Origin of the sequence: Bacillus sp. jun7, assembly GCF_051034795.1 — a bacterium.
Classification (GTDB): domain Bacteria; phylum Bacillota; class Bacilli; order Bacillales; family Bacillaceae; genus Bacillus; species Bacillus velezensis.
In genome coordinates this window covers 2878753-2894449 of record NZ_CP093219.1, presented here as the reverse complement: position 1 = coordinate 2894449, position 15697 = coordinate 2878753, and the positions used below count along the sequence as shown (strand labels likewise).

The 15697-nt window shown below is 44.1% G+C and carries 9 protein-coding genes and 2 pseudogenes; 4 read left to right on the top strand and 7 right to left on the bottom strand.

The annotated features are described in order from the left end of the window. Nucleotides 1-109 precede the first annotated feature (109 nt). Nucleotides 110-994, top strand: a complete 885-nt coding sequence (gene galU / locus MJQ52_RS14160) for a UTP--glucose-1-phosphate uridylyltransferase GalU (protein WP_003151367.1) — start codon at nt 110-112, stop codon at nt 992-994. A gap of 39 nt (nt 995-1033) precedes the next feature. Here the strand turns inward: galU and tagH are convergent, their stop codons facing one another. The 5 genes from tagH to tagD all read right to left on the bottom strand — a co-directional run bounded on the left by tagH (nt 1034) and on the right by tagD (nt 7901). Continuing rightward, nucleotides 1034-2578 (bottom strand): teichoic acids export ABC transporter ATP-binding subunit TagH, encoded by a 1545-nt coding sequence (tagH, locus tag MJQ52_RS14155; RefSeq protein WP_094247448.1) that lies wholly within the window; start codon nt 2576-2578, stop codon nt 1034-1036. 20 nt (nt 2579-2598) lie between these two features. Continuing rightward, the gene (locus tag MJQ52_RS14150) at nt 2599-3426 is read right to left on the bottom strand and encodes an ABC transporter permease (RefSeq protein ID WP_003151365.1); all 828 of its coding nucleotides are present in this window, start codon (nt 3424-3426) and stop codon (nt 2599-2601) included. A 185-nt stretch (nt 3427-3611) separates the two neighbouring features. Beyond that, nucleotides 3612-5786: a CDP-glycerol glycerophosphotransferase family protein gene (locus tag MJQ52_RS14145; protein ID WP_043867476.1), complete on the bottom strand. Its 2175-nt coding sequence runs from the start codon at nt 5784-5786 to the stop codon at nt 3612-3614. A 49-nt stretch (nt 5787-5835) separates the two neighbouring features. Further along, nucleotides 5836-7374 (bottom strand): glycosyltransferase family 2 protein, encoded by a 1539-nt coding sequence (locus MJQ52_RS14140; RefSeq protein WP_025853548.1) that lies wholly within the window; start codon nt 7372-7374, stop codon nt 5836-5838. A 137-nt stretch (nt 7375-7511) separates the two neighbouring features. Continuing rightward, nucleotides 7512-7901 carry a glycerol-3-phosphate cytidylyltransferase gene (tagD, locus tag MJQ52_RS14135; protein ID WP_025853549.1) on the bottom strand — a complete coding sequence of 130 codons (390 nt, stop codon included), beginning with the start codon at nt 7899-7901 and terminating at the stop codon, nt 7512-7514. Between the two features lie 355 nt (nt 7902-8256). Between tagD and MJQ52_RS14130 the strand changes: the two are divergent. Next, nucleotides 8257-9028: pseudogene (locus tag MJQ52_RS14130) on the top strand (WecB/TagA/CpsF family glycosyltransferase). A 32-nt stretch (nt 9029-9060) separates the two neighbouring features. Further along, nucleotides 9061-10227 (top strand): CDP-glycerol--glycerophosphate glycerophosphotransferase, encoded by a 1167-nt coding sequence (locus MJQ52_RS14125; RefSeq protein ID WP_025853551.1) that lies wholly within the window; start codon nt 9061-9063, stop codon nt 10225-10227. Nucleotides 10228-10287: 60 nt separating this feature from the next. Here the strand turns inward: MJQ52_RS14125 and MJQ52_RS14120 are convergent. Both MJQ52_RS14120 and manA read right to left on the bottom strand, forming a co-directional pair. After that, nucleotides 10288-12934 (bottom strand): annotated as a pseudogene (locus MJQ52_RS14120) (N-acetylglucosaminidase). A 140-nt stretch (nt 12935-13074) separates the two neighbouring features. Next, a complete protein-coding gene (manA, locus tag MJQ52_RS14115; RefSeq protein WP_094247919.1) occupies nt 13075-14025 on the bottom strand; it encodes a mannose-6-phosphate isomerase, class I in 951 nt (316 codons plus the stop codon). Nucleotides 14026-14240: 215 nt separating this feature from the next. On the opposite strand from manA, the gene MJQ52_RS14110 reads away from it, so the two are divergent. Then, nucleotides 14241-15692, top strand: a complete 1452-nt coding sequence (locus tag MJQ52_RS14110) for a spore germination protein (RefSeq protein WP_071392381.1) — start codon at nt 14241-14243, stop codon at nt 15690-15692. Nucleotides 15693-15697: the final 5 nt, after the last annotated feature.

The following is a 15697-nucleotide window of genomic DNA, read 5'->3' as shown; positions in this document are numbered from 1 at the left end:
TGAAAGCGGATTAAAAGGTGTGAATTTTAATCAATTGTGGTAAAGTGGAAAAAGACTAGGTTATAGTTCTGAAAAAAAGATTTTGCAGAAACAAGGATGGTGTTATTCAGTGAAGAAAGTACGCAAAGCCATTATTCCGGCAGCAGGTTTAGGCACTCGTTTTTTGCCGGCCACAAAAGCAATGCCTAAAGAAATGCTTCCAATCGTTGATAAGCCGACAATTCAGTATATTATCGAAGAAGCTGTCGAATCCGGCATCGAAGATATTATTATCGTAACCGGAAAAGGAAAAAGAGCAATAGAAGACCATTTCGACAATGCCCCTGAACTGGAACGCAATTTAGAAGAAAAAGGGAAAATCGAACTGCTTCAAAAAGTGAAAAAATCGTCAAATATTGCGGATATCCACTATATTCGCCAAAAAGAGCCAAAAGGACTCGGTCATGCCGTTTGGTGCGCACGCAACTTCATCGGCGATGAACCTTTCGCCGTTCTTCTCGGCGATGATATTGTCCAGGCTGAAAAACCGGGACTTCGTCAGCTGATGGATGAATACGAAAAAACATTGTCTTCCATCATCGGTGTTCAGCAAGTTCCTGAAAGCGACACACACCGCTACGGAATTATCGATCCGTTAACAAATGAAGGCCGCCGTTACCAGGTCAAAAATTTTGTAGAGAAGCCTGAACCGGGCACAGCTCCTTCCAACTTGGCTATTTTAGGAAGATACGTTTTCACTCCTGAAATTTTCATGTACCTTGAACAGCAGGAAGTCGGTGCAGGAGGAGAAATTCAATTAACGGACGCCATCCAAAAGCTCAATGACATTCAGCGTGTCTTCGCTTATGATTTCGAAGGAAAACGTTACGATGTCGGTGAAAAACTCGGATTTATCGAGACGACGCTTGAATTTGCCTTACAGGATCAGGATATCCGTCATAAATTAATTCCGTTCATGAAGGATCTTCTTGAAAAAGAAGAAGCTGACGAATAGAAAAAGCTGCCGAATCCGGCAGCTTTTTTTATGTGATCTTTACGTTTTAGACGTTACCGTCAGTGTCTTATCAGCATTGTTCACAGAAAAAGTATATTCCTGGTTTTTAAGCATGAGCAAATTCTGATTGATTTTGCTGCCGCCTTTTTCACTTAAAGCTGAGATGTCTGCAGGACGCGATAAATGAAAAACCACTTCGGAGACTGTATCATTGTCAATCACTACATCCGTTTTTGCATCGGATGCTTTTAATACGTTCCGTCCGTCAGCCGTTTGTCCCGCAGCTGGATTTTTCAATTTACGCTGCACATCGTCCCGGCTTTTATTGAGATATGAGAGAAACTCTTCTGCTGTTTGGCTTGATAAACTGCCGCTGAAATCATTCAGCTGAACATCCGTCTTTTTTAAAGCGTTCACCTTATACAGATCAGTCTTTTTCATAAAGTACTCTTTATCGTTTAATTTCACTTTAGCCGCCTGGTTATTCTCGGCTTCTATCTGCACCTTCGTACCGAAACTTACACTTGCGGAGGCTTTTCCTTTTATATCTTTTTCAGTGTAAAGGTCCGCCTTTTCAGCTTTTACCAAAGCAGGTTTATTCACAGACTCATAAAGGCCGGCATCGCTCTGTTTGACGTCACCGAAAGATGTGATCGCACGCAGAGGCTTGTCTGAAAACATCGAAGCGCCTGCGCCGACAGCCAGCAATGCAAGCAGCGTAATCTGTATCGTATTGGCAATGAATTTAGGCTTCGCTTTCTTTTGCTGCGCCTGAGTGATTTTCTGTTCCTCGGCTGCCCGCGTTCTGCCTTCAATCTGCTCGTTTTGATATTTCTTTTTTTCTTTCTTTGAAAGCTTGTTGAACCAATCCACAAAAGCTTTATATTCTTTTACAACGGCTTTCGTTTCGTCGAACATACGCATTTCGCCGTAATGCATCCAAGCCACCCGGTCACACATTTTCTCAATCTGTCCGATGGAATGACTGACGAAAAAGATCGTTTTGCCGCGTTCTTTAAATTCCGTAATGCGGTCAACACATTTCTGATAGAAAGTCTGGTCCCCTACTGAGAGCGCCTCATCAATAATAAGGATGTCAGGGTCCATATGCGCCGATATGGCAAAACCGAGACGGGATTTCATACCGCTTGAATAGCTTTTAACAGGCTGATCTATAAAGTCGCCGATATCCGCGAATTCAACGATTTTTTCATAAAGCTCGTCTATCTGCCGATTGTTGAGACCCATCATCAAGCATTTTAAACGGATGTTGTCCTTGCCGCTTAATTGATTGTTTAATCCGGCAGAAATCGCGATTAAAGACGGCTGCCCGTTCATATCAATCTCACCGCTTGTCGGCGGAATGATCTTTGCAAGCAGATTGGACATCGTTGATTTTCCCGAGCCGTTGATACCTACGAATCCGATCGTTTCCCCTTCATAGACGTCAAAAGAAACATTTCGGACAGCGAAAAAACCTTTTTGATTTCTGTTTGGGAAAAACAATCCTTTAATTTTGTCAGACTGTTTTTTATATAGAAAATACTGTTTTGAAACATTTCTGAACGAAACTTTTAGTTTCATCGTATAATCTCCTTACTATATTAAAGAAAGTCAACAAACTTATCTCTGAATTTCATATGAAGAAGTGAACCGACTGTTAACAGCAGCAGTGTGACGAACCAGAAATACAGCGTGTATTTCACATCGTGGAAAAACCACTGCCCTTCCATAAAGCTGTCTCTGAAGCCCTCGATAATATAGAAAAGAGGGTTTAACTTCAAGATGGTCAAAACTTCAGGTCTGTTTCCAAATTTCTCCGCAATGTCCCAGAAAATCGGCAGAAGAAAAAAGAGAAGCCTTGTGACGGCTTGAAGCAAAAACTGATAGTCCCTGATTAATACGCTGATGGTTGAATTAAACAGGCCGAAAGCAAACATAAAACTGATCATGCAAAACAAGTAATAAATATATTGCAGCCAGTGAAGCGTCGGAAACAGTCCGTTGCTCAGCAGCACAATAATATAAATCGCCATCATCACAAAGTAACTGAATAAATTCGATGCTATCACTACAGAAGGCAGTGAACTGATCGGAAAGTTCATTTTCGACACTAAATTTATCCGTTTAAAAACGCTGTTAGATGCATCCAGTATCGTCGGACTGATAAAGAACCAAGGAATTAAGCCGGCCAGCATCCAAACGATGAACGGTACGCTGTCTCCATTTCCAAGCACCATATCATGTCCGCCGCGAATCCCGAGACCAAATACGAACCAGTAAGCCAGCATTTGAATCATAGGGTTGAGAAACTGCCACAATATACCCAAATAGTTCACTTGATACTTTGATTTCGTTTCGTACACTGCAAGCCGCATAATCAGCGGAAATGAGTTGAATTGCTCTTTCAGAATTTTTACCAATGCATTCATTCTAATCTTCCTTAGTCGTAAGTTTTAGGTAATAGCTTTGACTTACAAAAGCACCGCTCATAATTGTAACAGATTACGATGTATTTTTCACTTCATAACAAGCCTGAGTCCCATGAGCGCAACATGCCGTCACTTAAGCAAAAAAGCATAATTAACATGGTTAAATTATGCTTTTTTGCACTTATTTACTTGTCCCCGAAAATCACTTTTACGGCTTTTTCAGACGATTCTCCGGTTTCTAAATAACAGAACTTCTCGTAAAAAGGCCCGAACGAATCCGGAAGCTTATAATCATCTGATTCCGTTTCATTGACCCATTTGATAACGTCACCTGTTTCTTTGACAAGCGGGCCGGGCGCTTCTTTTTCAAAGTCAAAGTAAAACCCTCTGAGTTTATCCCGGTACGTTTCGATATCAGGCACATAAAACAGCATCGGTCTTTTCAGATTCGCATAGTCAAAAAAGACAGAGGAATAGTCCGTTATGAGTAAATCAGAGACCATATACAGCTCACGGATATCTTCGTAGCTGGAGAAATCATACGCAAATCCTTCATACGGTCCGAGATCAAAGTTTTCCGCCACGAGATAATGCATCCGTAAAATAATGACATAACGGTCGCCGATCGCTTCTCTCAATTGGTGAAGGTCTAAATCAAGGTCAAACTTGTATTTTCCCTTTTTATAAAATTGGTCATCCCGCCATGTCGGTGCGTAGATAATCACTTTTTTATCTTGCGGAAGATTCATTTTTTCTTTCAGCGCTTTAATGACAGAAGGGCTGTTATCCGTCTGAAGGAAGTCATTCCGCGGATATCCCGATTCAATCATGGTTTTATTAAACTGAAACGCCCGGGCGAATATTTCGGTTGAATATGCGTTCGGTGAAATCAGGTAATCCCACTTTGAAGCCTCTGTCGTAAAGTTGCGCTTGTATTTTTCAGTGTTTGTTCCGGGCATATGCACTTCATCCATATCTACGGCAAGGCGCTTTAAAGGCGTGCCGTGCCATGTCTGGACATATGTCGTATGCTCAGGTTTCGGAATCCACAGCGGCATACGGCTGTTGACAACCCAGTACTCGGCTCTTGCCATGGCAAACAGCCATTTGAACGTGAAGCGTTCGATATAAGGAATACCTTTATCTTTAAATGTCTGTGAGTAAGCGGGGTTTACACTCCAGCAGAGACGGTATTCCGGCATCTCTTTGCTCATGTATTCATAAATCGCCCGCGGGTTGCAGCTGTACTGTTTTCCGGCAAAGCTTTCAAACATGACAAGTTTCTGTTTGACAGGCAGTTTTCCTGCAAATCTGAATCCTGCTTTGTAAGTGTTCTGTATTCTTTTCTCAATGAACTTTTTCAGCTTATTCTTTCTCTTGCGTACAAAGGAAGCGCCCCGTTTCAGCTTTCCTTTCACAAAATACTCCACGCGGGTGCTGAAGCTGTAATCGTTCATTCTCAGGTGGAGATTTTTCGTTTTCTTTTTCGTGAAAACGTGAAATCTGGCAGGCCCTTTTTCCGTTTTAAGAACCGTGAATTGGTTAGGGTTTACATGTTCAGATTTCAGAACCTTTAACGGTTTGCTGTTGGTGATAATCTCTTCACCTGTCCCGGCATCTTCAAAAATGAATTGAATATGGAATTGAAAGATGAGCTGCTGATTCAATTCTTTATAAACGGCATTCAAATCAATTTTTGTATCAAAGCCTATCGTGTCAAGCATCGTTGTGTCCTGAACATATTCATCAAGGTCGTGTCTCGGCACGTCGTGAAGCGGATACTTCAGAATGAGAGGCTCCTCTTCTTTTCCTTTTTTCATTTTCAGAATCAGGTTTTTTTCTTTTATCTTTAAGGTTTCTGCCGCATTCAGCCGGAATGCAAAACCTTTCAGATGTAAGCTGCCGTCAGATTCGAGCTCCATTTCATCAATCCGCGTGACGAACTTTTTCTGCAGCAGCTTTAAGGAGAAATTCCCTTTCTTCGTCGTGTAAGGGAAAAAGTACATATGATGAGCCTCATCTTTATAAGAAGACAGTTCAATAGGTTCAAGGCTGGATTTTAACCGTTTTTTACTGATATCACTGTCATCATTGATAAAGGAGACATAGAAATCCAGACATCCTTTGCCGTCCGTATGGTCAGAAAGCAGATCCGTGCTCATGACAGCATGGTACTCTCCGCCCTCTCCGGCCAACCGTTTCAGAGGGACGGAAAGTTCCGCTTTTGTTTTACGATTTATAATCTGAAGAGAAGGCTCTTCCCCTGCAGTGACATTTTCACAGGATATCGTAATGCTGAATGTCTCTTCCTTTATGTTAAGATGTTTTAACTTGTATCTGACAGGATTTTCTATACCCATAAAATAAGTCTACTCCTCTGTTTCAATTAAACATATCCAATCACAATCATCATTTTGTTACTTTCAGTGAAAGGTTCTCCTTCACCGTCCGGTAGAATTGATATTGCAGTCCGTTCGCTTCTGCCGTCACCTTTTCACCGTCTTCTCTGTTTAACATGACACGTTCATAATCGTTATAAATGACATACATAATATAACCGCCAAGTCCGACTTTTTCAATGTCACTTAACGGGATTTCAAGGACGTACCGCCCGTCTCCCAGTGACTGAACCGGAAACTGGTGGTGTACTTTCATGTTATCTCTGTGCTGAAACTGAATATATTGGGCATTATTTCTGTCCTGTCCGAACAAGCGGAACGTAACGGTGAATTTATGATCGGCGAACACCGCGCTTTCCGTTTCTCCGTGCATGCGAAGTTCGACCAGTTTATTTTCTTCATCCGTCAGCGGGCTTTCTAAATAAGCCAGTCCGTCTTTCGTCACGATGTTTTTATCGGGCTCTTTTTTGGACCAGCGGAACAGCTTTTCGACCTCATCATACCGTTTTTGAGTCAGCAGACGGTAGGCTGTTTTATGAATCGGATGAAAAAATGTCTCGGAAATATCGTATTTCGTCTTCTTTAACACATTCAGAATTTCATTGAATTTATTGTAGTAGGCTTCTTTGTTTTCGCTTTTCAGGAAGTGCATCCGATCGAAAAGCCGCGTAATGGAATCGAATTCAATCAGGCGGTTCATCGCCATCTTCTCTTTTTCAGTATCTAATTTTTTGTTCAGAATATACTTCATTACGGCTATGTTCGTGTCGGTTTTTTCCATTATATTGGTCTGCTTTGTCAGCGACTCATTATTGTCCATTCTGTTCAGATAATAGACCGGTTCGGTTGACGTTGAAATATCTCCGCACGCCAAAAGAACATCCATAAAAAATTGCTTATCTTCAGCAAATTTCATTTCCGGATATCTGATATCGTTATCTTTTAGAAATTGTAAGTTCATCATTCTTGCCCGCGGGCCCAGATGATAGAAAATATGCCGGATTGAAAAAGGCGATACCTTCGCTCTGTTCAGCGAAGACTCATGTTTCCCGATCGTTTTTTGACCGTTCACCTGCATTTCGATCGTTTTTCCGACCGCATAATTTACATGATCTCTTTCAAGCATGTCAAATAAGATTTTAACCCCGTTCGGCGCAAACCAATCATCCGCATCCAAAAATGTAATGTACTTCGCATTTGCCAGCTCAATTCCCAAGTTTCTCGGATAAGCCGGAGTTCCCGTGTTGTCTTTCAAAAAGACGACTGTAATATTTTCATACAATTCGGCGTACTCAGTCAGGATGTTTCTGGAATCATCGGTAGAGCAATCATCGACCAGAATTAAAGAAATATGCTGAAAGCCGATGTTTTGAAGGATCACAGAATCAACTGTTTTCCTTACATATTCTTCTGCATTATAAACAGGAACGACTACCGCTACCTTCTTCTCTTCCGCCAATGCTTCTTTGTTTAAAATGGTATATTCGCGTTCTTCTACGGACGGCTTGGACTCTTTTTTATTCAACTTAAAAAAGTTACTAAGATTCATCTTTAAATTCTCCTCTTATTGTCTAGCTTTTTTTCAAAAGCGCATAACAAATATAGCGAAAATAACCTTATATTACAAGAAGTACTCCCTATCCGGAGGGAGTACTTCTTTATCATCTGTATATCCGAATGTTTCAATTACACCCCGGCAATTTCTTTTTTAATCTGTGTGGTGGAAATGCCTTCGGTTCTAGGGAGATAGATGACTTCGCATTGATCTTTAAGGAAATCGAATTTGCCTTCCCAATCGTCTCCCATCACGAACACGTCGATGTTGTGATCTGCTATGTCACGTACTTTTTGATCCCAGCTGTTTTCCGGAATGACTTCGTCGACATAACGGATCGTTTCCAGAATCAGCTTTCTGTGTTCATAGCTGTGGTAGGCCTTTTTTTGTTTTTGCAGGTTGAACTCGTCTGTTGAGATGGCAACAACTAGGTAATCTCCAAGCTGCTTTGCGCGCTCAAGCAGTTTAATATGACCCCAATGCAGTAAATCAAACGTTCCGTAAGTAATGACCTTCTTCATGAAACAAAAGCTCCTTTCTATCATCATACGTATAACAAGCAACTGCCCTGAAATGCTGCGCAGCTGTATCCTTAATCACTAAAGTGCCAATTTCGTACTCATGGAACCTCATTATATCACATAGCCCTGAAAAGGTTAAGCCAATGTAAAACGAAGTTAAATTCCACTTATTAACAAATGTTATTACAATAGGAGTTTAGCAGGGTTTTTGCGCGGTTGATTAAAGAAATTGTTATCTTATTTATATTTTTGTAAAACTATTGTTAAGTTTATCTGAAGGTATTATGTTAAAATAAAGCTTAGCCTAAGTCACGAAAAAATGAAAGAAAATCCCGTACAAAAAGGAGGACGGCAGATGCAGACTGAAATGGTGCACAACCTTTCTTATGTTAATGGAAATTTACAGGAGTTTATTTCATATTTAGACACTTATTATATCGCACAGAGGCAAGGAGCCGTCATTGCGACGGTCAACCCTGAGATCGGATACGCTGCTGCGAAAGACAAAGGTTATCATCAAGTCATTTCTTCCGCGGATTTCGTCCTGCCGGATGGTATCGGCGTCGTGTTAATGTCACGTTTGACGCAGCACCCGCTGAAATCAAGAATTGCGGGATTCGATGTGTTTCTGTCGCTGCTAGGTCTCGCAAACCGGCAGTCTAAAAAAAATATTTTTATACGGAGCTAAGCAAGACGTGCTTGACGCCGTTTTGAACCGGATCGGCAAAGAGTATCCGAATATTGAGGTTGTCGGAGCCAGCAACGGTTATGAAGCGGATAAACGCTTCGTCGCCAAACAGATTTCCCGGGCCAAACCCGATCTCGTGTTTGTCGCCTTAGGATATCCCCATCAGGAACAATTTATTTATGAATACAAACATCTTTTCCCTCAGGCTGTATCGATCGGTTTGGGCGGAAGCTTTGATGTGTTCAGCGGAACGGTGAAACGCGCCCCTGAATGGATGATCAAAACGAATCTGGAATGGCTGTACAGACTGGTGACGAATCCGTGGAGATGGAAAAGGATGCTGAACATTCCGAAGTATGCTTTTACCGTTTTGAGAAATAATAAATCAAATAAAAGCCTGTATTCCAAGCAGGCAGAAGATCAAACGAAACAGCTTTAAACAAATAAAACAGCAAAAGAGATTGGTAATCTATGAACTTGCGATCTTTATTCGCCGCTTTTTATTCTATATATCTGTCTGTTCTGGGCGTTTTGTTCAAGCCTGTAAAGCCCAAGAACCATCTGACCCTGCTGGTATCTTTTGAAGAGAATGCACAGGCTCTCATTCGCTCTTACAAAGCGCACGCTGAATCGCTTTCTTATGAAATGACGGTTTTGTATACGAGACACGCCGTCAGTCTGAAAAAAGAGCTGGAAGGTCTCGGCTCTTTTTATCTGAACGAAAAACATCCGCTGCATCTTTTGAAGGCGGTTTTGATCCTTTTTAAGAGCAAAGCGGTGATAACGGATAACTATTTCCTCATGACAAGCGTCTTAAACCGCCGGCCGCAAACGACATGTATTCAGGTGTGGCATGCGAACGGCTCTTTGAAAAAGTTCGGCCTTGAGGATGTGACGAATCAAAACCGTCCGGCATCAGACATCAGCCGTTTTAAAAAAGTGTACCGCTCGTTTGACTTTGTCACCGTCGGTTCAGACGCGATGGCTGACGTTTTTAAAAAGTCGTTCGGCATACGGGACGGCCAGCTGTTAAAAACGGGTGTCCCCCTGACTGACGTGTATTATGAAGAACACAAGCCCGAACTGAAGCACAAATGGCCGAAAAAAATCATCCTGTACGCACCGACATTCAGGGATTATGATATGCAGTCCTTTCGGCTGCCATTCACCGAAGAACAGCTTACAAACGCGTTAAACGGAGAGTATATGCTGCTTGTAAAGCTTCATCCTGCCGTTTTGCATCATATTTCAGCTTCGTTTGAAAGCGAATTGATCAAGAACGTGTCTGACATGCGTCTTCATGATCTCTTGAAAGCGGCTGATATTTTAATTACGGATTACTCTTCCGTGCCTTTTGAATTCGCGCTCTTAAATAAACCGATTTTCTTTTTCACGTATGATCTGGAGGAATATGATCGAAAACGCGGTTTAATCGACAATTATACTTCCGTCATTCCCGGAAAAGCTTGTCATGACAGCGAAGCTCTTCTGGAGGAAATGACGAAAAAGCCATTTCGTGCAGAAGAAATGAAGCGGTTCTCGGACAAATGGAATATGTATTCAGATGGGAATTCGAGTGAAGCGTTATTAAAATTTGCGGAAACAAAAATGAAAAATTGCGCTGAAGCACCTGCCTGAATCTGAGGCGGGTGTTTTTTGCATGAAGAAAGGGCTGAAGCATGCACTTCAGCCCTTTTTTTATACTTTCATATACACGGGAACATCATAGTAAAGCGTATAGTCATCCAGCAGTGAGTATAAGCTGTACATGCGGTTTACCTGCTTATACGCCCAGCCGATGTCTGTCGCATACTGATGAGCCGCGGCTGGAGACCATCTCATTTTATACAGCGTATCCTGCTCGTATGAAGGATTGTGAATATAAGACGCACCGATAAATTGGGCTCCGCCGATAATCGCGGCTTCCGGAGTAAACCAGCCTTGCTTATACGCGTATTGTGCGCCGTAGTAATTCGGGTTGCTGTCATAAGCCCCGATGCCGTACATGTTGTAAACCTTTTTACCATTATACATAATGCCGTTCGCAAGCTCTGACGTGCCATTGCCCGTTTCAAGCAAAGCATGCGAAATCAAATACACTTCATTGATGCTGTATTTGCCGGCGGCTGTAATAAAGGCCTGGCCTTTTCCTGTCAGTATTCCTTTATTGACCAGCACTTTTTGATTCAGTTCCGATGCGTTCAGTCCGGCTGTCTGAGAGAGCTTCAGAAATTGAAAGTAATACTTGCTGTCTTGTGCGAAGTGAGCCGGATTGACGTACTGACCGACTTCGTCACTGCTGGCGTTTCTCCAGCCCATGCTGAGTTTGGCCCAGCCGTTTGTCTGGCCTGTGATGCTGATTTTATCGCCTTTTTTCAACTGCCCGATAATATTGCCGGAGCTGACTTCCGGGGTTGACCGGACGTTCAGGACGTCGGCTGTGACCGTCCCGGAGGCCGTGTTGATGTACGTAAGCGATGCATAGGCCGCGGCATCAGTCTGCGGGCTGACTGTCATTTGTTTTTTGACCATATCTGCCAGCGAGATGTTGTAATTGGTATTCATGATTTGCGGTCCGTTTTTTATTTTCAGAATAGCCATCGTCCATCCGTACAGCTTTTTCAGCTTTTGGGAGGCGGCGTCCGCTGACTGCGCTCCCGTGAATTGATCGCGAATGCGGAGTTCATAAACCGGATGGCTTTCACTCGTATAGCCGGCCTGTAATTGTTTGGCGCTGAAAAAGCTCATGCTTTTATTTAAAACGGTTTTACTGCTGAATTTTTCGGTTTTGATGACGTACTGTGCAGAGCCGGTTTTCCCCGTCTCCTTCACAGTGCCGGCCGCTTTGTTTTGCTTGAAAAAAGCAGTCACGCGGTCAATGTCTTCCTTCTTAAGCAGCGGTGCCGTTTCAATTCTGAATTGTGTATACGCCGCTTCACCTGTTTTCTGTGCGGAGGCGGATACTTTTTTCCCTTTGAAAAAATCCAGCGATTGATTGATCTTTGCCGTATCAAGCAGTGATTCGGTTGTGACTTGGTACGTTGTGTCCGTCTGCTTGGATATCGTTTTTGAAATGGCAGTCAGTTTATATCCCGCCAGCAGATTCAATCCTTTTTTTTATCTTCGACTGGTCTGCCGTCTGCTGAGAAAGCAGCTGATATTCGTTTTCTGCTGTTTTTCTCGCCGCTGTTCTTGCCGTCTTTACATGCTGCTGGCGGAAAAACGCCTCCGTTCGATCTGCCTTTGCAGCGGTAAGCTGCCCTGCCGTGATCCGGTAAACGGACACTGATGCTGTCTTTTTGACAGGCGATGCGTCGCAATGCCATTTTTTCTTTTTAAAGAAAGCTTGCACGCTTTGCAGCTGCTTAGCCGTCAGTCCGCTCATCGCGACCGTGTAATTATTTTTCTTGCCGGCTTTTTGATAGCTTCCGCTGACGCCCGTATTCTTCTTGATTTGGGTGATAGCATTTTGTACGGCGCTTACTCCGTTAAAATATCCTGACTGCACATTATACACGGTTGCTGTTTTGCTTTGGGCATACTTTTGAACGTTCCCTTTGACGCCCGTTTTCTGCTGCAGCTGTTTCACTAAACCTGCCGCATTATTTGCATTTGAAATGTCAGAGGCTGTCACGGTGATATTCGGACTGGCCTTTGCCGTGACTTTCAGCGACGACTGCAATCCTGTTTCCTTTTGAAAATCAGTTTGAATCTGAGCGGCTTTTTGATCGCCGGAGATTGTTCCCGATTGGATCTGAAACCGAGCTGTTTCCCGTTTGATCTGACGGTATGACGCTTTCACGCCCGTCTGCTTCGTCAACGCTTGCGAGAGCGCTTTTGCATCCGCATCGGCCGCCATCTCAGAAGTCACGACCTGCATATACGGCTGTTTTGTCCCCGCCGGCTTGACGGCGCCGGTCACGCCCGTTTTTTTCGTCAGTTCGGCAAGAAGATTTTTCGTCTGCCGCTCGTCTGACAGAACGCCTGATGTAACGGTCACGTAAGGCTGTTTGCTTCCGCTTGCGCTGTAAGTGCCGGCCACGCCCGTCTGCTTCATAAAATCTTTCAGCACAGTTTTCGCATCCGTTTCATCGTGTAAGCCTGAAGCTGAGATTTGATAAGTGAGCGGCGCATTTCCGGCTTTCTTTGCGTCAGCCTGCCACCCCGTATCCTTTTTCAATTTCGCTGCCGCTTGAAGCGCCTCGTTCTCAGAAGCAAATTGCTGCTTCGTTTCCAGCTCGTAAACGGAGTAGTCGCTGTATGCGGCCTCGGCGGGCTGTGTAACGGTGCTAAAGACAAGGAAAACGGCGGACAATAACATAGGTGCAACGAATCTCTTTTTCATTCCTTCTCCTCTTTCTGATTCAATTGGTTTCTATCAAACTAGTTTATTTATCGGCCCGCTTTCTTCATTTTTACAGAGAGAAATCATCCAATTATCCAAATAAAAAAAACTTAATCCCAGAGCTGGGATTAAGTTTGGTTTTATATATGAGAAACGATGATCGTGCAATCTCCGTTTATCGTAAAGTCAGGCATCTGATCCGGCAGTATGAAATGCGCGCCTTTTTCAAGCTTGGCGGACTTGCCTTCAAAGATGATGGAGCCGCTTCCTTCTGTGACGCTGCACAGCATAAACGGAGCGTCCTGGGTCATTTCCGCCGTCCCGCTGATATCCCATTTGTATACAGAAAAATATTCTCCCTGCACAAAGGTTTTAATGGTGATGCCTTTTCTCGTTTCAGTTGATTCATCCAAAAATCCATCCACATGAGGAACGGTGGCGGCGTTGACGGCATCGCGGATATGCAGCTCACGCGCCCCGCCGTTTTGATCTGTACGCCCGTAATCATATATCCGGTAGGCGGCGTCTGAATTCTGCTGTATTTCCAGCACGAGCGCCCCGGCGCAAATGGCATGGATGGTTCCGCTCGGCACATAATAAAAATCGCCGGGTTTGATCTTCACGCGGCGCAGCAGGCCTTCCCAGTCACCGCTGTTAATCATGGTGACAAGTTCCGCTTTCGAACGGGCCGTATGACCATATATGATTTCCGCATTTTCTTTACAGTCAATAATGTACCAGCACTCAGATTTCCCCGTTTCGCCCTGTCCATGCTCCTCGGCGTCATAATCGTCAGGATGGACTTTAACGGACAGATGATGTTTGACGTCCAGTATTTTCGTCAGCAGCGGAAACCGGTCCCCTTCCGTTCCGCCGAATAATTCTCTATGCTGATCCCACAGTTCCATCAAGGTTTTCCCTTGATACGGACCGCTTTTGACCGTGCTCATTCCGTGCGGATGAGCTGATATCGCCCAGCATTCGCCGGTTGTTTCTGAAGGTATGTCATATCCGAATCGTTCGCGTAATAACGTGCCGCCCCATATTTTTTCTTTACATACAGGCTGTAGAAAAATCGGCTCTTGCGTCATGTTCGTTCCCCTCCCCTTAAAAAGCGGCTCATATCCCATTCCCCCTGTGTCTTTTTTAAAACACGGAGAGCCGCGGTTAAAAACAATATGTATAAAATGGCTGACCTGCTCATTATACCATTCGGATGGGGCGGAATGCTCAGTCATTTCCTATTCCAGAATAAAATGCCTTGTTTGTCGCAAATTAAAATAACTGATGGAAAGGGGGGAACATTATGACGATACATGCGGAGCTCGGCAAAAACCTTGAAGCGCTGAAAAAACGGATCGGCCAAAGCGATGACATGATGTTTTATTCGTTTACGTACGGAAACGGCAAATGTGACGCCTGTCTTATATATATAGACGGACTGACCGAGAATCAATTGCTTGCGGAATATATTATTTCGCCCGTGCAGGCGGCCGCCCTGCATCAAGAGGAACCGGCTGAAATACCGCCGTCATCCATCTCTTTCGGCTATCGTCACACCCGGCTTTCTTCACTTAAGGACGCGGAGGCAGACATTTTTTCCGGCAAATCGGTTTTGCTGGCGGAGGGATGGGAGGAAGCCCTTTCGTTTGAGACGGAAACATTTAAAATGCGTGATATTGAAGAACCGGCTTCAGAAGTGCTTGAACGGGGGCCGAGAATAGGTTTTGTCGAAAAGCTCCGAACGAACACGGCGCTTTTGCGCGAGCAGTCCGGTGATCCCAACCTCCAGATCAAAGAGATCACACTCGGCGAACGGACAAAAAAGCGGATCGCCGTTGCCTACATTCGGGATATTGCGCCTGATGATGTTGTAAAAGAAGTGATGAAAAGACTGGATTCGATCACCATTGATGACATTCCGGAATCAGGAACGATCGAGCAGCTTATTGAAGATAACACGTATTCCATTTTCCCGACCGTCTTGACGACCGAACGGCCCGACCGGGTTATGGGCGCTCTTTTGGAAGGAAGGGTCTCCATTCTTGTAGACGGAACGCCTTTTACCCTTTTGGTGCCGGCTACCATTGATGAATTTATCCACTCACCTGACGATTATAATCAGCGGTGGGTTCCGGTTAACTTTCTCAGGCTGCTTCGGTATACATGCATTTTAATCACGATTTATTTACCCGGCCTTTACATATCGCTCGTTACGTTTCACACGGGGCTTTTGCCGACGAGAATGGCGGTGACGATTGCCGGAAGCAGATTGAATGTTCCGTTTCCCCCTTTTGTTGAAGCGTTTATTATGATTTTTACGATTGAGATGATCAGAGAAGCCGGACTCAGGCTGCCGAAGCCGATCGGACAGACGATCGGCCTGATCGGGGGCGTGGTGATCGGGCAGGCCGCCGTTCAGGCGAACATCGTCAGCGCGATGATGGTCATTATCGTATCCGTTACGGCATTGGCTTCTTTTACGGCGCCCTCCTATGCGTTCAATTTTCCGCTGAGACTCATCCGTATTTTTTCGATGATTTTGTCGGCGATATTAGGTTTATACGGACTGATCATGTGTTATCTGCTTGTCGTCGGCCATCTGATGCGCCTGAAAAGCTTCGGCCAGGACTATCTTATTCCGATCATGGCGCAGCCGGGACAGGACTTAAAAGATACGATCGTCAGACTGCCGACGCCTCTTTTGAAAAAACGGCCGACCAGAAAAGAGACGAAAGATAAAATCAAGCAAAGGTGATCACC

Bases quoted from the DNA above. Each gene is read 5' to 3' on its own strand.
- tagH (WP_094247448.1), bottom strand. From the start codon at position 2,578: ATGAAACTAAAAGTTTCGTTCAGAAATGTTTCAAAACAGTATTTTCTA.
- MJQ52_RS14150 (WP_003151365.1), bottom strand. From the start codon at position 3,426: ATGAATGCATTGGTAAAAATTCTGAAAGAGCAATTCAACTCATTTCCG.
- MJQ52_RS14145 (WP_043867476.1), bottom strand. From the start codon at position 5,786: ATGGGTATAGAAAATCCTGTCAGATACAAGTTAAAACATCTTAACATA.
- MJQ52_RS14140 (WP_025853548.1), bottom strand. From the start codon at position 7,374: ATGAATCTTAGTAACTTTTTTAAGTTGAATAAAAAAGAGTCCAAGCCG.
- tagD (WP_025853549.1), bottom strand. From the start codon at position 7,901: ATGAAGAAGGTCATTACTTACGGAACGTTTGATTTACTGCATTGGGGT.
- MJQ52_RS14125 (WP_025853551.1), top strand. From the start codon at position 9,061: ATGAACTTGCGATCTTTATTCGCCGCTTTTTATTCTATATATCTGTCT.
- manA (WP_094247919.1), bottom strand. From the start codon at position 14,025: ATGACGCAAGAGCCGATTTTTCTACAGCCTGTATGTAAAGAAAAAATA.
- MJQ52_RS14110 (WP_071392381.1), top strand. From the start codon at position 14,241: ATGACGATACATGCGGAGCTCGGCAAAAACCTTGAAGCGCTGAAAAAA.